Annotated in this window: 11 protein-coding genes; 10 read left to right on the plus strand and 1 reads right to left on the minus strand. The window is 52.6% G+C overall.

What is annotated here, in order from left to right; genetic code table 11:
• The first annotated feature begins 154 nt into the window (after positions 1-154).
• The 10 genes from DW350_RS02220 to DW350_RS02265 all read left to right on the plus strand — a co-directional run bounded on the left by DW350_RS02220 (position 155) and on the right by DW350_RS02265 (position 17,073).
• A complete protein-coding gene (locus DW350_RS02220; RefSeq protein WP_192954777.1) occupies positions 155-2,644 on the plus strand; it encodes a beta strand repeat-containing protein in 2,490 nt (829 codons plus the stop codon).
• The gene (locus DW350_RS02225; RefSeq protein WP_115717290.1) at positions 2,641-3,390 is read left to right on the plus strand and encodes a VCBS domain-containing protein; all 750 of its coding nucleotides are present in this window, start codon (positions 2,641-2,643) and stop codon (positions 3,388-3,390) included. Before DW350_RS02220 ends, DW350_RS02225 begins: the two co-directional genes overlap by 4 nt.
• The gene (locus DW350_RS02230; protein WP_115717291.1) at positions 3,387-7,946 is read left to right on the plus strand and encodes a beta strand repeat-containing protein; all 4,560 of its coding nucleotides are present in this window, start codon (positions 3,387-3,389) and stop codon (positions 7,944-7,946) included. The genes DW350_RS02225 and DW350_RS02230 overlap by 4 nt, the downstream gene beginning before the upstream one ends.
• 9 nt (positions 7,947-7,955) lie before the next feature.
• A complete protein-coding gene (locus tag DW350_RS02235; RefSeq protein WP_115717292.1) occupies positions 7,956-10,094 on the plus strand; it encodes a type I secretion system permease/ATPase in 2,139 nt (712 codons plus the stop codon).
• Positions 10,087-11,445 (plus strand): HlyD family type I secretion periplasmic adaptor subunit, encoded by a 1,359-nt coding sequence (locus DW350_RS02240; protein WP_115717293.1) that lies wholly within the window; start codon positions 10,087-10,089, stop codon positions 11,443-11,445. The genes DW350_RS02235 and DW350_RS02240 overlap by 8 nt, the downstream gene beginning before the upstream one ends.
• A gap of 114 nt (positions 11,446-11,559) precedes the next feature.
• A complete protein-coding gene (locus DW350_RS02245; RefSeq protein ID WP_319018105.1) occupies positions 11,560-12,795 on the plus strand; it encodes a TolC family outer membrane protein in 1,236 nt (411 codons plus the stop codon).
• A 9-nt stretch (positions 12,796-12,804) separates the two neighbouring features.
• Positions 12,805-13,401: an OmpA family protein gene (locus DW350_RS02250; protein ID WP_115717295.1), complete on the plus strand. Its 597-nt coding sequence runs from the start codon at positions 12,805-12,807 to the stop codon at positions 13,399-13,401.
• Positions 13,402-13,420: 19 nt separating this feature from the next.
• Positions 13,421-14,083 (plus strand): transglutaminase-like cysteine peptidase, encoded by a 663-nt coding sequence (locus tag DW350_RS02255; RefSeq protein ID WP_115717296.1) that lies wholly within the window; start codon positions 13,421-13,423, stop codon positions 14,081-14,083.
• Between the two features lie 9 nt (positions 14,084-14,092).
• Positions 14,093-16,000: a bifunctional diguanylate cyclase/phosphodiesterase gene (locus DW350_RS02260; protein ID WP_115717297.1), complete on the plus strand. Its 1,908-nt coding sequence runs from the start codon at positions 14,093-14,095 to the stop codon at positions 15,998-16,000.
• 92 nt (positions 16,001-16,092) lie between these two features.
• Complete coding sequence (locus DW350_RS02265) at positions 16,093-17,073, plus strand: LpxL/LpxP family acyltransferase (RefSeq protein ID WP_115717298.1); 981 nt, start codon at positions 16,093-16,095, stop codon at positions 17,071-17,073.
• Positions 17,074-17,119: 46 nt separating this feature from the next.
• Here DW350_RS02265 and serA read toward each other — a convergent pair whose 3' ends face one another.
• Positions 17,120-18,346, minus strand: coding sequence for a phosphoglycerate dehydrogenase (gene serA, locus DW350_RS02270; protein WP_115717299.1), 1,227 nt, complete (start codon positions 18,344-18,346; stop codon positions 17,120-17,122).
• Between the last annotated feature and the right edge of the window lie 10 nt (positions 18,347-18,356).

Raw genomic sequence — 18,356 nt, forward strand, 5'->3', positions numbered from 1 at the left:
TTTTTTATGCCTACAAGTGTCAATTTTTTGACTATGCTTGTTGTTCAAGTGTTAATCATTTGAAAGTGACGACGAGCATAATTAATAACTTACTCATCACTCGCCGTCTCGCATTTGCAGCATGGAGACGCTCTACGGGCGTGCGAGGTGGGTTATGCAACACATCAATGTTCAGGTCGACGGCACTCTTACCAATGTAAAAGGCCAAATTTGGGTAGTTAACGCCGACGGCTCGATGGTGCAGCTTTTCGAAGGTGACAAGGTTGTTTCCGGCATGGAGCTGGTTAGCACCGACGGTACTGCTTTTAATATCCAGCAAAGTGACGGTGGCGTGACCCAATATGCCGCCTCACCTGATATCAATCTCGATGCGGCGCAGACGCCAACCGACTTTACAGCCGCAAATTCTGACAACGCCTCAGAGCAAGCTGCTTTACAACAGGCCATTTTACAAGGCCTGGATCCCACACAAGCTGCCCAGTTATTCCAAGCCTCGGCCGCGGGTGCCGCACCGGCTGCTGGCGCCGCTGGCGGTGGTGGTGATTCCGGTTACGTCAGCATTGATAGAACCGGCGGTGAAGCTATTGCCAGCGCTGGTTACACCTCTGAAAATAATCCCGGGGAGGGGGGGCCAGTACCAGCAGAATCTGACTTGTTGATACTGGATAATACTGCACCCAGTGCAGAACCTGATGAGGTCCTGTTACAAGAAGATCTTATTACCAATGTTTCAGGATCCCTGCTTGCCAATGACAGCGATGCCAACGGTGACGCCCTTAGTGTCACCGATGTAAATGGCTCAGCTGCCACTACTGTCAGCGGCCAGTACGGCGTGTTGAGTTGGTCTGCTGACGGTGACTTTTCTTATGCTTTAGACAACGATTTAGCGCAATCAATGGCAGAAGGTGACACTGTCACCGAGACCTTTACGTATCAAGTTAGCGACGGTAACGGCGGTACTGCTACCTCTACCCTAACCGTCGAGATCCAAGGGACTAATGATGCGCCAGTTGCGACAGCAAATACCAATGGCGTAACGGAAGACAGTGCCTTGACAGCACAAGGCAACATGCTGACCGATGATGACGGTGCCGGTGTTGATAGCGACGTTGATAACGGGGCGCAACTCAGTGTGTCGGCAGTGGACGGCAGCAGCGCGAATAATGTTATTGGTAGCTACGGAACCCTCACCTGGAACAGTGATGGCAGCTATAGCTACACCGTCAATAATAGCCTTGCCGAGGTACAAGCATTAAGCGGCGGTGAAAGTCTCACTGATACCTTTACCTATACCCTGACCGACGAATTTGGTGCCACTGATACCGCCACCTTAACCATCACCATTAACGGCAGCGATGACGGGGTGGTGATCAACGGCCTGGATGTGGACGGCGGCGAACAAAGCGTGTCTGAGGCCAACTTAAGTGATGGCTCAGCGCCGAGCAGCAGCGCCTTAACCCAAAGCGGCAGCTTTAGCTTTGAGAGTGTCGATGGCCTGCAAAGCGTCAGCATCGGCGGACAAAGCTTCACTCTGGCTGAGCTGCAAGCGCTGGCGACCAGCAACGCCACCGTGAGCACCGACTACGGCACCTTAACCCTGACCGGCTTTAGTGGCGATGCCAGTGGCGGCAGTATCAGCTACAGCTACACCCTCACTGACAACGTTGATAACGACAGCCAAGCCGGTGCCAATGACAGCGGTTACACCGACAGTGTGGCGGTGGTGGTGACCGACGACGACGGCTCGAGCAGCAACGCCAGCCTGGATATCAGCATTACCGATGACGTGCCGACGGCGTATGCTGACAGCAACAGCGTGACCGAAGATGGTCCGGTGACCGCCACCGGCAATGTGTTGACTAACGACACCCAAGGGGCCGATGGCATCAGCGCCGTGACCACGGTAGGCACCTTTGTTGGCAGCTACGGCACCTTAACCCTGTATAGCGACGGCAATTACAGCTATGCGCTGGATAACGACGCGGCGGCGGTACAAGGGTTAAGTGACGGCGAAAGCCTGAGCGACAGCTTTGACTACAGCATCATCGATAACGACGGCGACAGCAGCACCGCCACCTTAACCATCACCATTAACGGCAGCGATGACGGGGTGGTGATCAACGGCCTGGATGTGGACGGCGGCGAACAAAGCGTGTCTGAGGCCAACTTAAGTGATGGCTCAGCGCCGAGCAGCAGCGCCTTAACCCAAAGCGGCAGCTTTAGCTTTGAGAGTGTCGATGGCCTGCAAAGCGTCAGCATCGGCGGACAAAGCTTCACCCTGGCCGAGCTGCAAGCGCTGGCGACCAGCAACGCCACCGTGAGCACCGACTACGGCACCTTAACCCTGACCGGCTTTAGTGGCGATGCCAGTGGCGGCAGTATCAGCTACAGCTACACCCTCACTGACAACGTTGATAACGACAGCCAAGCCGGTGCCAATGACAGCGGTTACACCGACAGTGTGGCGGTGGTGGTGACCGACGACGACGGCTCGAGCAGCAACGCGAGCCTGGATATCAGCATTACCGATGACGTGCCGACGGCGTATGCTGACAGCAACAGCGTGACCGAAGATGGTCCGGTGACCGCCACCGGCAATGTGTTGACTAACGACACCCAAGGGCCGATGGCATCAGCGCCGTGACCACGGTAGGCACCTTTGTTGGCAGCTACGGCACCTTAACCCTGTATAGCGACGGCAATTACAGCTATGCGCTGGATAACGACGCGGCGGCGGTACAAGGGTTAAGTGACGGCGAAAGCCTGAGCGACAGCTTTGACTACAGCATCATCGATAACGACGGCGACAGCAGCACCGCCACCTTAACCATCACCATTAACGGCAGCGATGACGGGGTGGTGATCAACGGCCTGGATGTGGACGGCGGCGAACAAAGCGTGTCTGAGGCCAACTTAAGTGATGGCTCAGCGCCCGACAGCAGCGCCCTAACCCAAAGCGGCAGCTTTAGCTTTGAGAGTGTCGATGGCCTGCAAAGCGTCAGCATCGGCGGACAAAGCTTCACCCTGGCCGAGCTGCAAGCGCTGGCGACCAGCAACGCCACCGTGAGCACCGACTACGGCACCTTAACCCTGACCGGCTTTAGTGGCGATGCCAGTGGCGGCAGTATCAGCTACAGCTACACCCTCACTGACAACGTTGATAACGACAGCCAAGCCGGTGCCAATGACAGCGGTTACACCGACAGTGTGGCGGTGGTGGTGACCGACGACGACGGCTCGAGCAGCAACGCGAGCCTGGATATCAGCATTACCGATGACGTGCCGACGGCGTATGCTGACAGCAACAGCGTGACCGAAGATGGTCCGGTGACCGCCACCGGCAATGTGTTGACTAACGACACCCAAGGGCCGATGGCATCAGCGCCGTGACCACGGTAGGCACCTTTGTTGGCAGCTACGGCACCTTAACCCTGTATAGCGACGGCAATTACAGCTATGCGCTGGATAACGACGCGGCGGCGGTACAAGGGTTAAGTGACGGCGAAAGCCTGAGCGACAGCTTTGACTACAGCATCATCGATAACGACGGCGACAGCAGCACCGCCACCTTAACCATCACCATTAACGGCAGCGATGACGGGGTGGTGATCAACGGCCTGGATGTGGACGGCGGCGAACAAAGCGTGTCTGAGGCCAACTTAAGTGATGGCTCAGCGCCGAGCAGCAGCGCCTTAACCCAAAGCGGCAGCTTTAGCTTTGAGAGTGTCGATGGCCTGCAAAGCGTCAGCATCGGCGGACAAAGCTTCACCCTGGCCGAGCTGCAAGCGCTGGCGACCAGCAACGCCACCGTGAGCACCGACTACGGCACCTTAACCCTGACCGGCTTTAGTGGCGATGCCAGTGGCGGCAGTATCAGCTACAGCTACACCCTCACTGACAACGTTGATAACGACAGCCAAGCCGGTGCCAATGACAGCGGTTACACCGACAGTGTGGCGGTGGTGGTGACCGACGACGACGGCTCGAGCAGCAACGCGAGCCTGGATATCAGCATTACCGATGACGTGCCGACGGCGTATGCTGACAGCAACAGCGTGACCGAAGATGGTCCGGTGACCGCCACCGGCAATGTGTTGACTAACGACACCCAAGGGGCCGATGGCATCAGCGCCGTGACCACGGTAGGCACCTTTGTTGGCAGCTACGGCACCTTAACCCTGTATAGCGACGGCAATTACAGCTATGCGCTGGATAACGACGCGGCGGCGGTACAAGGGTTAAGTGACGGCGAAAGCCTGAGCGACAGCTTTGACTACAGCATCATCGATAACGACGGCGACAGCAGCACCGCCACCTTAACCATCACCATTAACGGCAGCGATGACGGGGTGGTGATCAACGGCCTGGATGTGGACGGCGGCGAACAAAGCGTGTCTGAGGCCAACTTAAGTGATGGCTCAGCGCCCGACAGCAGCGCCCTAACCCAAAGCGGCAGCTTTAGCTTTGAGAGTGTCGATGGCCTGCAAAGCGTCAGCATCGGCGGACAAAGCTTCACCCTGGCCGAGCTGCAAGCGCTGGCGACCAGCAACGCCACGGTGAGCACCGACTACGGCACCTTAACCCTGACCGGCTTTAGTGGCGATGCCAGTGGCGGCAGTATCAGCTACAGCTACACCCTCACTGACAACGTTGATAACGACAGCCAAGCCGGTGCCAATGACACCGGTTACACCGACAGTGTGGCGGTGGTGGTGACCGACGACGACGGCTCGAGCAGCAATGCGAGCCTGGATATCCACATTACCGATGACGTGCCGACGGCGTATGCCGACACGGGTGATGTAGATGAGGGTGGCACCTTAACCGTGGATGCTGCCAGTGGCGTGTTAAGTAACGATCTCACCAGTGCCGACTCTGGCTTTACCTTGCAAGGTGTGGCTACTGGAAGTGATACCAGCACTGCTGTCAGTGGCAACATTGGGTCGGCGGTAGCAGGGCTTTACGGCACCCTGACGCTTAATGCTGATGGTAGCTATACCTATCAAGCGAATAGCAACGTGACATCAGCTGATGTGCAGGACGTGTTCGTTTACACCATTGTCGATGCTGATGGTGATACCTCAACCACCACCCTGACCATTAATGTTGCAGACGCTACCCTGGTTTGTGATCCGCAGAATGTGACCGTTTATGAAGCAGCATTAGCTGATGGTAGCAACCCTAGCAGTACAGCTGAAATTGCCAGCGGTACCTTAAGTGCCTCCGGTGGTGTTGGCACCCTGACCTATTCGGTTGTGGGAGATGGCCAGGGAACTTACGGCACCTTGGTTATTAATGCAGATGGTACTTACACCTATTCCTTAACTAACCCTGTCACTGTCGATAACGCTAATGACGGCACTAACCTCAAACTGGGTGTTGAAACCTTCACCTATCAAGTGACCGATGCCAATGGCAATACGGTTACCAATACCATCTCCGTGAATGTGCAAGACGATGTGCCGCAACTGACTATGGCGAGTTTTGTGGTCGACAACACTGCCGGGCTCTACACCGGGAATTGGATTGTAGAAAGCGGGGCCGATGGTTTCAGTAGCGATCTGAGTAACCTCAGCAATTCGTCACAAGGTATCAATGTCACCCTGCTTAGTGACTTGGGTGATGATGCCGATGTTAGCCGTGTTGATATTTACGACGGCAACACTTACGTCGGTGAAGAAATCACGGTGCAATACGATGGCCAAACCTTTTTTACGCTGTTAATGAAGGCTGATGGCACCTATGAATTTGATTTGGTTACCCCTAATCCCAGCACCACCGAGCAAGTCACCTTTGATGCCAATATTGGTTCTCATCGTACCGAGCTTTGGGCTGAAGAGATTCTGCTGAAAAATTCAGCCACGGCATCCCTTGATACCGACATTAAGTTCACCACGGATTCGGGTTATATCAATACCAGTACTGTAGGCCTTGGGGTTAACAGCAACTGGATTGACGCAGGGGAAAGCTTAACCGCTTCATTTTATGAAGGTGACGGCGACTCTGATGCTTCTACTCACTCTTCAACCCAACAAGCGGTTGATGAAGTCACGCTAACCTTTAATGGCAGCGGTACTGCCAATATGACTTTTGAGCTACTTGATGCCAGCGGCAACGTCATCGCCACTGTGTCCCATGTTGTGGTCAGCGGTGACGGAACAGTCACCATCAGTGCCGATGATGTTGGTATCGATGATTTCTACGGTATCAATATCATCCATGAAAGTGGTGACAAGGTTCGTTTGTCCGGTATGGAAACGTCTATTGATGTGCTGCCGAACGATCAAACCCTGGATTTTGATGTGCAGGTGATTGACGGCGATGGTGATAGCACTCACTCCAACTTCACTGTCACCATTAATGCCGAGCATGACGACAACCTCATCATTGTTGGTGACAACACCGACGATAAGGCCGGTTCCAGTACCGCCTATGTCATTGGTTCTGGGTCGGGTGAAATTGACGGGGGTACCGGTAACGACGTACTGGTGGGGGACACCGGCGGCACGTCCACCGAATTGGTAGCCGGGGAAAACTACAATATTGCCCTTATCATCGACACCTCCGGCAGTATGGACTCTGACGGCCGGATGGACTTGGCAAAAGCAGCCTTGGAAAACCTTGCCAAGCAACTAGCCACCCATACTGGCACCATCAATGTTGCTTTGATTTCATTCTCTAGCTCAGCAACAACCCAAACCTTTACTTTTGATGGCAGCCAGAACGATCAAGCCACCCTCACCAGTTTGATCAGTGCCATTAACTCATTAACCGCTAACGGTTCCACTAACTACGAAGATGCCATGGAAGAGACCTCTTCCTGGTTTAGCAGTGTCGATAGCAATGGCTATACCGACATGGCCTTCTTCCTGACCGACGGTAACCCAACTACCAATAACAGTGATCACAGCAATAGCTCTGGTGATACCTCATATGACGACCTTAATAGTGCCGTGCAGGCGGCGTCATCAATGATCAACGGGGATGTCATTTTCAATGCCATTGGTATTGGTAGTGGCGTGAATGAAGAGTATTTGCAGTTCTTCGATAATACCGACGTCACCGGCACTGGCTCGGCATCCTTCACCGGCAACCATAGTACACAAACAGTGACAGGTACTGTCGGTGACCCGCAAATCATATACACCGCTGATGAGCTTCAAGCCGCGCTTGATGAAGGCTTTAGTCAAGTGAATCCCGATTCGGTAGGGAATGACACCATTGTGGGGGATGACGGTAACGACGTTATCTTCGGCGACGTCATTAACACCGACCAGCTGGCCTGGACCGACAGCGATGGTACCCATGATGCCGGTAGCCACGATGGTGAAGGCTTACAAGCCTTAGTGGATTACCTGACTGCAGTGAATGGCCATGCTGCCACTGACGAAGAGATCTTCAACTACATCAAGTTCAACGCACAAACCCTGAGTGAAGACGGAGATACTCGCGGTGGCAACGACACGCTTTTGGGTGGCGTTGGCGACGACATGATCTTCGGTCAAGGTGGCAATGACACCATTACCGGTGGTGAAGGTGACGACTTGCTCTACGGCGGAACCGGTAATGACACCTTTGTTTGGCAGTTAGGCGAAACCGGTACTGACCACGTTGCCGACTTTACCGTGGGCGAAGATGTGCTTGATCTGTCCAGCCTGCTGGTTGGTGAGAACAGTACCAATCTCGATGACTACTTACAGATAAGCCAAGAAAGCGATGGTGCTCATATTGCCATTGATGCCGATGCCAATGGTTCAGTTGACCAAACCATTGTGCTTGATGGTGTAGACCTCAGCAGTTTAGGGAGCTCTCAACAGGCCATTGTGCAGCAACTGCTAAGTAGCGGTTCGCTGGTGGTGGACTCTGGATCAACAACAACAACTGCTGCCGCCGCACCAATGAGCGGAAGTTCAGTGAATGACGAACAGCTTCACATCGCTATTTAAGGGCTGACAATGAGTCTTCAAACTTCAGAATGGAAGGTGACTCAGGCCGAACAAGCTGATGCCCTTTTGGATGCGCTGCAATGGCTGCTTGCAAAAGAAGGTAGGGCTTTATCTGGCCAGTCCTTGGTGGCAGGGCTCCCTTTAGAAAATGGTTGTTTATCAACAGAAAGTTTCCCTCGGGCGGCGGCCCGGGGCGGCTTTGACGCAGTATTACGCCAGTTTTCTATAAAAGAGCTGTCTAACCAGTCGTTGCCGCTGTTGATACTGCTTAACAACAAAGAGTGCGCTTTATTAACCGAAGTTGGCCCTAACGAAGTTTCTTGGACAACGTTCCCGCAGCGGAACAACCACAGAGCCCCGCTTAGTGAGCTAGAAAGCCAGTATATGGGCTACTGCTTTACCCTGCATGCCTTGGGGGATTTGGGGCAAACGCAAAGCAGCGCCGATAGCGACCTTAAATTGTTTTGGCGAACACTTTGGCAGCGCCGCGGGCTCTATCGTGACGCCTTATTGGCTTCCATGCTGATTAACCTGTTTGCGCTGGTGATCCCGCTTTTCATTATGAATGTCTACGACAAGGTGGTGCCCAATCTCGCCTTTGACTCCTTGTGGGTTCTGGCCGGTGGTGCTTTGCTGGCGTTTATTTTTGACTCTACATTGCGGCTTATTCGTTCACGGCTACTGGATCTTGCAGGTCGCCAGGCCGAACAGACCTTGTCGCAGGTGCTGATGGAACGCAGCCTCGGCACGCCGCTAGTTAACCGTGCCAGTAGCCTTGGCCAGGCGATGCGGCGGTTCCAAGATTTTGAGTATCTTCGCGAATTTATTTCATCGTCGACTATAGCCTTGGTTGCTGACCTTCCCTTTGCGGTGCTGTTTTTAGTGGTTATCGGCATTATCAGTGGTCATTTGGTCATAGTGCCGCTCATTGCTGCACTGGTGCTGATAGTGGGTGCTTTATTGATGGCAAGGAGCCTCCATAAATCGGTAACACTTAACGCCCAAATCAGTGCTATTCGCCAAACGCAGTTAGCGGAAATGCTGGCGATGCCCGAGTACATTAAAGCCTGCGGTGCCGAGCATCGCTGCCAACACAGTTGGGAACAGCTGGTGGCCGCGCAATCGCAGGTGCAAAACCGCATGCGTGAATTACAACAACGGCTTTCTACCCTCTCTAATTTGATGGTGCAACTGACTATGGTTGGTGTTGTGGTGCTTGGCGTGGTGAGCCTAGCCGGTGGCTCCAGTAGCCTAGGCGCCATCATTGCCGCAGTGATGCTCGGTAGCCGCACCATAGGCCCCTTTGCGCAACTGGCGAATTTGATTGGACGCTATCAGCAGGCCAAAGTTGGGATGAATGCCCTTACCGAGGCGTTACAAGAAAAAGACGAGTTCTCCCAAACCTCTGAAGCGCTTCGCAGGCCCATTACCCGTGGCGCCTTCCAGCTGAATGGCGTTTCCTTCTCTTACCCTGGTAGTGCTATTGCAGCGGTAGACAATCTCAACCTATCGATTCGCGCTGGTGAGCGGGTTGGCATCATTGGCCGAACCGGCTGCGGCAAAACCACCTTAGCCAGATTAATGCTTGGCCTTTATCTGCCAGACAAAGGCCACCTGTTGGTTGATGGTGTGGACATTCACCAACGTCACCCGTTGGATATGCGCCGTGGTATTGGCTACTTGGCACAGGATGCCAGGCTGGTTGCCGGCACCATTCGAGACAACATCGTGTTTGGTCTGGGTGCCGTTCCCGAGGGGCAAATTTTAGATGCGGCCGAACAAGCTGGGCTTAGCGCATTTACGGATGTGGATGAAAGTGGCCTTTCGCGCAAAGTCGGTGAAGGTGGCATTGAGTTGTCCCTTGGCCAGCGCCATTTGGTTGCACTGGCAAGGGCTCTGGTACTGCGGCCGAAAGTGCTGTTGTTAGATGAACCAACGGCGAGCCTAGACCCGGCAACAGAACAAAAGGTGATGGAAAGGCTTGGGCAGATTGGTCGCGATTGCACTCTGGTGTTGGTGACTCACAAACACAGCATGCTGCAATTGGTTGACCGCCTCATTGTATTGGAGCACGGCCACTTAGTGGTTGATGGCCCTAAAGACAAAGTGCTGGCCTGGCTCAAAGAGCATGGGGGGCGCCATGAGTAGTGACAAGTGGTCATTGGATACCCAAAGCCAGTTGATGCAAACCCAGCTTCGCTACCACCGGGTGTTGCTGTGGATCTTGGGTCTGTTGATGTTGTGCTTTGTGCTTTGGGCGACGTTTTCCAAACTGGATGAAGTGGCCAGAGGTGATGGCAAAATCATCCCGTCACAACAGTTGCAGGTTGTACAAAGTGTCGACGGCGGGGTGGTTGAGGCCATCTATGTTCATGAAGGGCAGATGGTTGAAGCCGGGCAAGCGTTGCTAAGGATAAACGATGTGCGCTTTCAGTCTGATTACCGCCAAAAAGAGCGGGAGCTGGTTGGGCTAAAAAGTGCAGCGGTGCGTTTAGAAGCGGAACTTAGCAGTGTTGAGGTCAAGAACGATGAAACCTGGCCCAAACAGATTGCCATTACCGCCAGAACCCTCGATTTTCCCGAAAAATTGTCGGCCAACTACGGCGACCTGGTGCACCGGCAAACTTCTGAATATCACGACCGCCTGAACAACCTGCGTAACCAGATTGCTATGTTGTCTGAGCAAATTACCCAGCGTCAGCAAGAGCTTTCGGAACTAGACGCCAAAATTGCCCACCAACAGCAAAGCCTGAGCTTAGCGGTTAAAGAGTTAAGCCTGACCGAGCCTTTGGCTGCGCAAGGGGTGGTGTCAGAGGTGGAGATTTTAAAACTTCGCCGTCAAGTCAACGACATGCGGGGCGACTTAGCGGTAGCCAAAGCCAACCGTCCTAAAGTGATTGCCGCCAGAGAAGAGGCCATTTTCAAAAGACGCGATGCCGCGTTGGAGTTTCGCACCAAGGTTCAAGAAGATTTACGCCGCACTGAGTTGCAACTCAATTCCCAGCAAGAGTCAACGGCTGGCCTAGAAGACCGGGTTGCCCGCACGCAACTTGTCTCACCGGTAAAAGGCATTATCAAAACCCTGCATGTTAATACCGTTGGGGCGGTGGTACAGGCCGCCACGCCGGTTGTTGAAATTGTACCAATGGATGGCCAGTTGCTGGTGGAAGCGAAAGTCAGCCCGCGTGACATCGCCTTTTTACGCCCAGGACAACAGGCTGAGGTCAGGCTCAGTGCTTACGACTTCACTATTTATGGCGGCTTAAAAGGCACCTTGGATCATATCAGTGCCGATTCACTGGTCGACGATGATGGCAACGCCTATTACTTGATAAGAGTGCGTACCGACAAACCGTATTTAGAACGTAACAACAAAGAACTACCCATCATCCCTGGCATGTTGACACAAGTCGATGTGATCACCGGGGAGCACACCATACTCGATTACCTACTGAAACCAATCAAACGAGCGCAAAGCACTGCGCTACGAGAAAGATGAAGGGATACACAAATAAGAGGGGGTTGTATGAAAGGCACGTTAAGGTCGTTCACGCTTGCCATCCTAGTCAGCGGTATATCTGCACAAGGAATGGCAGCGTCGTTGGAACAAACTGTGGCGGACACTTTGCAGACGCATCCGGATCTGCGAGTGGTGTTTTCACGTTACAAAGCTTACGAAGAACAAATGAAACAAGCGCGGGGTGGCTACTACCCGCAAGTGGATTTTAACGCGGGTTACGGTTACGAAAATGCCGACAGTCCGACAACACGTTCTATTACCGGTGGCCACGATCAAGAGTTAAGAAGGGGCGAAGCATCTTTGTCTCTGCGCCAGCTGTTATTCGATGGTTTCAGGGTGTCATCCGAAGTGCACCGCCTGACCAACGAAATGCAAGCAGAGCAATATTCGTTGTTGTCGTCCGCTGAAAATACGGCGTTAGATGTATCTAAGGTTTATCTGGACGTGCTGCGTAAAAAATCCATTCTGGAACTGGCTCGACGCAACTTGGATGCTCACCAGAAAATTTTTGACAGTATTCGCCAACGTACCGAGTCCGGTGTGGGTTCCAGCTCCGACCTTTCGCAAATCAGCGGCCGTTTAGCCAGGGCGCAAGCGAATGTGATGGCGGCGGAAAATAACTATGAAGACTCGGTTGCCAGCTATATCCGCGAGGTCAATGTGCAGCCCGAAAACCTGGTTATTCCGGTTCCCGATGCTGACATGTTGCCGGTGTCATTGGATGCGGGTTTAGAGGAAGCGAAGAAAAATCACCCACTGCTTAAATCCAGCCACTTTGATGTGGAAGCAGCCATGGCTGAAAAAGAAGGTGCCAAGGCGGCTTACTATCCCAACTTTTATCTGGAAGTAGAGCAGACCGCCAACAATAACCTTGATGGTTATGAAGGGCATAACAACGATCTGACTGCCATGGTGCGGATGCGTTACAACCTCTTTGCCGGCGGCAGTACCTCTGCCCGAGTACGGGAAACCATCTACAAAATCGGTGAGGCCAAAGAAGTGCAACAGCGTGCTTGGCGAGAAGTCGCTGAGGGCCTGCGTTTATCTTGGAATGCCTTGCAAAGCCTGGGCAAACAAAAAACCTTTATTCGCCGCCATGTGGAGGCCAGTAAAGAAACCCAAGTGGCTTATCAAAAGCAATTTAACTTAGGTAAACGCACCTTGCTGGATTTGCTGGATACCGAAAATGAATTGTTTGAAGCGCGTCGCGATTACTTAAACGCCGAGTTTGATGAAACGTTGGCGCGATATCGCGTGCTCAATGCCGAAGGGTTGTTGTTGGACTCTCTGAGGGTAACTCGGCCCTCGATTTGGAACAGTGAAAAGTAAGGAGGCGCTATGAAAACCCTGATCCCGATACTGGCTGCCTTCGCTTTGGCTGCTTGTTCAATGCATGACACTGTCGATTATGACCAACCTACTGCTCAGGTTAATGACTTAACCGACCCCGATACTGATGGCGTTATCAACGCCCGCGATAAATGCGATAGCACTATCTTAGGGGCCGATATCGACAATGATGGTTGCGGCCGCAAAGCGCAAAATGTTCAACGCTTTGACCTCAAGGTGCTGTTTGCTAACGATTCAGACTACATCGACCCCCGTTATTACAGCGAAATAGGCAAAGTGGCCGAATTTATGAAGCAATACCCAGAGACCGAACTGACCTTGGAAGGGCATTGTTCCAAAACCGGTGGTGCAGCTTATAACGTAGCGCTTTCAAAAAGACGCGTTGATGCCGTAGCCAAGGTGCTGGAAAAAGAATTCAGCATTGCTCCTGGCCGCGTTACCACTGTCGGTTACGGCTTTAGTAAGCCGTTGGACACCTCTATGACGGAAGAAGCGCACCGCAAAAATCGCCGTGTCGTTGCTGAGTTATCCGGTGCTCAAAACCTGCCAGTGATGAAGTGGACTATCTATACCGTTGATCAGTGAGACGGCCACTTTGTCGTGGATGAAAAAGAGCTTTTGGCTGCTGGTGCTGCTACCCGGTCTGTTATGGGCCGGGTTGTCACAGCTCGACTTTACCCAGGCTCGCCAGTCGATAATGGATGTTTATGGTGAGAAGGCGGGTCAGCGTTTTGACCGTTGGCAGCAGCTTATAGAAAGCAATCAAAGCCGACCGGAAGCTATGCAGTTGCAGTTGGTTAACCAGTTTTTTAACCAGTTCTTTTTCATCGACGATATCAAGCTTTGGCGCCAAAACGACTATTGGGCAACGCCTTTGGAGTTTATTGGCGCCGATGGTGGCGATTGTGAAGACTTTGCTATTGCCAAGTTTTTCACCCTACTGGCGTTAGGTGTGCCGGAGCAAAAAATGCGTATTACCTATGTAAAGGCATTGTCGGTAAACCAATACCACATGGTTTTGGCGGTCTACCCCACACCGAACTCGGTGCCCTTTATCCTTGATAACCTGATCCCGGATATCCGCCGGGCTGACCAGCGTACCGACCTCTTACCTATCTACTCCTTTAACGGTAAACAACTGTGGCTTAGCAAAAGTAAAGGCAGTGGGCAGTTGGTCGGAGACAGCGGCCGCTTAAAGCGCTGGAAAGATTTGCAAGGGCGCTTTGGGGTTAACCACCTCAACAAGCCTTCTATTAAGTTGGACTAGGACTCGCCTATGACTTTGCAACGTCAGATCCTGTGGTTACTCAACATCAGCTTCCTGGTGGTCGTGCTGGTGGTGTTTTCTGTGCAGTTTAATACCTCTCGTGATTCGATTGACCGGCAGATGGAAACCGATGTGCAAAACGCTTCCACTGCCCTGGGGCTGACATTAACCGCATTTTTGGATAAACAGGACAGAGGTGCGGTAGATACCGTACTGCAAGCGGTATTTGATGCCGGCTTTTACAGTGAAATTCGTCTTGATTGGTACGCCAAGGGCGAAGTTATTGCCAAGAAGCAAGAGCCACGAGCCGTAGACGTACCCAATTGGTTTATGAATTTACCCCTGTTTGAGGCGGTATCACAGGAACAAGTGGTGACCTCTGGCTGGCTGCAAGTGGCCAATCTTACGGTGGTGGGGAACCCGGCGGTTGCCTATCAGGCGCTATGGCGCACCGGTGTACAACTGCTCGCCACATTAAGTCTGGTGTACTTCATTTTATTGCTGACGGTTTGGCGCGGGCTGCGGTTAGTGATGAAACCACTACACGCCATTGTGGTGCAGGCCCGGCGCATTACCAAAAGGCAGTTTGGTAACCCCATTTCTGAGCCAAGAACCCGGGAACTAAAAACGGTGGTGATGGCTATTAACGAAATGACCGACAGGGTCAAACTGATGTTTGAAGGCCAGGACGAACAGATTGGCCGATTGCGCCTGGCTACCCAGACCGACCCGGTGTCCGGACTTTCCAACCGCACCCATCTCCTATCGCACATCAGTGCCTGGCTTTCTGAGCCCGGCACCGGTGGCCTGATGCTGATGGACATTAAGTGGCTAGACGCCTTGCGTTTACAGCAAGGCTATAAAGCCAGAGATGACTTAATTAAAGCCTTAGCCGAGCGCTTTAAAAGCCTTTGTGTTAAAGGTAGCCGCTGCGTTTTCGCCAGGATCAGCCATACCGAATTTGCCGCCCTTTGTGCCAGTGCTGATGAACGGCAAATGCATGAATGGCTGGAGCAGGTTCACCAGGAACTGGTTGCGTTCTCTGTGCAACAAGGGCAAGGCGGTGGCGACTTTGCTTTGGCAGTGGTGCCAAGAGGCGAGCATCTCTCTGCATCAAGCATCCTCAGCAGTGCTGACGGGGCTCTGCACCAAGCTTGGCAGAACCATCCGCACCTCTTTATGGCTAAGGCCAAGGGTAGCGAAGCGCCCAGCCAGGAAAATTGGCGAGATGCGGTGAACGAAGCCATAGAGCACCAAAAATTTGGGGTGATGCGCCAGGAAGTGATGGCCTTGGAAGGTGGTAAAAAGTTGCAGCTGGAGTGGTTTGCGACCTTATCCCTCGCCGGCCGTCAGTATTCGGCCGGGGCTTTTTTGGCGTTTGTAGACCAATTTAACCTAGGGCAGGCGATGGATTTGGCGATTTTTAATAATCTCTTAAGCCGCGGCTTGTTCCATAACAACTTGCTTAATGTGGTTAACCTGACCCTGGCATCGGTACGGGACCCGGATCCATTGTTAGCATCATTGGATTCCTATACGCATGATTTTCCGCTGGCTTTCGAGATTAGCGAAGAAATAGCGCTCGCCGACCCCGCAGCAGTTAAAGCCTTTGTTGAGCAACTTAGAATACGCGGTTTAGGGTTAGGGGTTGACCATGTAGGGCGGCATATAGAGTCGCTCAGGTATCTTCACGATTTGGCGCCTGACCATATCAAGCTAGACCAAAGCCTGGCTTGCTATGGAGAAAATGAGGAAGTCGGTCGAGAGGTGATCCGTGCGTTGGCGAAGATTGGCCAAAGCCTTAAGATACAAGTGATTGCAACACGGGTGGAAAAGGGCGAGCAGCTTGCGATATTGCAAGAATTGGGCGTTCACGGCTATCAAGGTTACTTGATGCCCCCGACGGCAGTGTCTTAAGTCACGCTATTAACATCTAATCCTTTATAGGTGTTGATCTTTGGCCGCTTTCTCCTAAAGATCTCATTTCTCAGTCTTTAGTTGTAAATGTTATGTCCTGCGAAACTCAGTACAATGCGCGCTTTCATGTAAAGCTGCTACATCCTCGTTACCTAGGGCATTGGCTGGGTGCATTACTGTTATTTATTTTTGCATGGTTACCGGCTGGTGTTAAAAATTGGACCGGGGCAGTGCTTGCTTCTTGGTTGAGCAAACGGCGTTTTATTCGCAAAAGAAAAAAGGTCATTCTGCTTAACCTGCAGAGCTGCTTCCCAGAACTTACTGACGCCGAACGCGAACACATTTTCCAGCAAAATGTGACGGCGTTTTGCCGCACGGTATTGAGCATGGGCGAGCTGTTTTGGCGTTCTCGCGAATATCAAATGCGGCGTTTACGCATCGAAGACAACGGCTTGCTTGAGCAGCTGGTTGCCAACAAGGAAGCCATCATTTTCTTAACGCCTCACACCTTTGGCCTCGACTGGGCGGCCAGGGCTTTAGTGCTTTGCGGTTTTCCTTTGAGCAACATTTTCAAGCCCACCGGTAAACCGGTTATCGACTACCTGATGTTTAAAAGTCGTACCCGCTTGGGTGGCAAGCAGTTTAGCCGCGGGGAAGGGATGAATAACCTTATTCGTAGTATCCGCCAAGGCTATTCCTGCCTTTATGTTGCTGATCAGGACCACGGCATGGCTGCCTCTGTTTTTGCGCCCTTTTTTGCATCCAATAAATGTACCTTGCCAACCCTTGGCCGCCTGGCCAAGGTGTCCCGTGCCAAAGTGGTGCCCATTGTGATGGGGTATGACGCCAAGGCTGGGCAGTTCTGTTTGCATGTGGATGCAATATTAGAAAACTTAGACGCCGGTGATGACTTAGCCTGCGCCACCACCATGAATCAAGCCTATGAAAAGCTTATCAGTTGTTGCCGGGCCGACTTTATGTGGTCATTGAAGATTTTGCGAAACCAAGACGGTTCCAGGCCCTACGATTCTTCAGGCCCGATACCGCCCTCTTCGGTACATCATGCCGCATAAAAAAGGCCTCCAACTGGAGGCCTTTTTCGTTGTGTAGCGTCGCAACTCAGTGCAGTACTCGCGCTTTTAAGGTGCCAGGCACCGCTTTGAGCTTTTCTAACACATCGTCAGCGTAGGCGGCATCAACGTCCATTACCACATAGCCAATTTTTTGGGTGGTTTGCAGGTATTGAGCCGCAATGTTGACGCCGGTTTCGGCGAAAATTTTGTTGATGCTGTTGATAACGCCAGGCTGGTTCAAGTGAATGTGCAGCAGGCGTGAGCGGCCATCGTGCTGAGGCAGCGACGCTTCTGGGAAGTTAACTGCTGACAAGGTAGAACCGTTGTCAGAATACTTGGCCAGTTTGTTAGCGACTTCCACGCCGATGTTGGCTTGTGCTTCCATGGTGGAGCCGCCAATGTGGGGCGTCAGAATGACATTATCAAAAGCTTGCAATGGGCTGACAAAGGCTTCGTTATTGGATTTTGGCTCAACCGGGAATACGTCAATGGCGGTGCCCGCTAAGTGCTTACTTTCCATGGCGCTAGCCAAGGCATCGATATCAACCACAGTACCGCGAGAGGCGTTAATCAAAATAGCGCCTTGCTTCATCTGCCCAATTTCCTTGGCCCCAAACATGTTTTTGGTAGAAGGGGTTTCCGGTACATGCAGGCTGACTACGTCGGCTTCGGCCAGCAGTTCTTCCTGGCTGACCTGGCGGGCGTTACCCAGCGGCAGTTTACTTTCGATGTCATAAAAAATGACATGCATACCTAAGGTTTCAGCCAGCACCCCTAACTGAGTACCGATATGGCCGTAACCGATGATCCCTAAGGTTTTACCGCGGGCTTCAAAGCTGCCGTTAGCGCTTTTATCCCAACCACCAACCCGGGCGGCGGCGGCTTTTGCCGGAATATTACGCAGCAGCATAATGGCTTCAGCGATCACCAGCTCGGCAACCGAACGGGTGTTAGAGAAGGGGGCATTAAAAACCGGGATACCGAGGGATTCACACTCTTTAAGGTCAACCTGGTTGGTACCAATGCAGAAGCAGCCAATGGCACAAAGCTTTTCGGCATGGGCCAGTACTTCTTTGGTGAGCTGGGTGCGGGAACGCAGGCCAACAAAGTGGGCATCTTTGATTTTCTCGTGCAGCTCGTCACCAGCCAGCGAGGTTTTCACGTACTCGATGTTGGTGTAACCCTGGCTTTTCAGGGTATCTAAGGCGCTTTGATGAACACCTTCAAGCAGCAGGAAGCGTATCTTGTCTTTGTCGAGAGAATAGTGGGCCATGTTTCACCTG

It is taken from the genome of Gallaecimonas mangrovi (assembly GCF_003367375.1).
Taxonomy (GTDB): domain Bacteria; phylum Pseudomonadota; class Gammaproteobacteria; order Enterobacterales; family Gallaecimonadaceae; genus Gallaecimonas; species Gallaecimonas mangrovi.

What these genes read in the sequence shown, in the direction of transcription:
- DW350_RS02240 (WP_115717293.1), top strand. Translation starts at nt 10,087, where the DNA reads ATGAGTAGTGACAAGTGGTCATTGGATACCCAAAGCCAGTTGATGCAA.
- DW350_RS02255 (WP_115717296.1), top strand. Translation starts at nt 13,421, where the DNA reads ATGAAAAAGAGCTTTTGGCTGCTGGTGCTGCTACCCGGTCTGTTATGG.
- DW350_RS02265 (WP_115717298.1), top strand. Translation starts at nt 16,093, where the DNA reads ATGTCCTGCGAAACTCAGTACAATGCGCGCTTTCATGTAAAGCTGCTA.
- DW350_RS02250 (WP_115717295.1), top strand. Translation starts at nt 12,805, where the DNA reads ATGAAAACCCTGATCCCGATACTGGCTGCCTTCGCTTTGGCTGCTTGT.
- DW350_RS02220 (WP_192954777.1), top strand. Translation starts at nt 155, where the DNA reads ATGCAACACATCAATGTTCAGGTCGACGGCACTCTTACCAATGTAAAA.
- serA (WP_115717299.1), bottom strand. Translation starts at nt 18,346, where the DNA reads ATGGCCCACTATTCTCTCGACAAAGACAAGATACGCTTCCTGCTGCTT.
- DW350_RS02235 (WP_115717292.1), top strand. Translation starts at nt 7,956, where the DNA reads ATGAGTCTTCAAACTTCAGAATGGAAGGTGACTCAGGCCGAACAAGCT.
- DW350_RS02260 (WP_115717297.1), top strand. Translation starts at nt 14,093, where the DNA reads ATGACTTTGCAACGTCAGATCCTGTGGTTACTCAACATCAGCTTCCTG.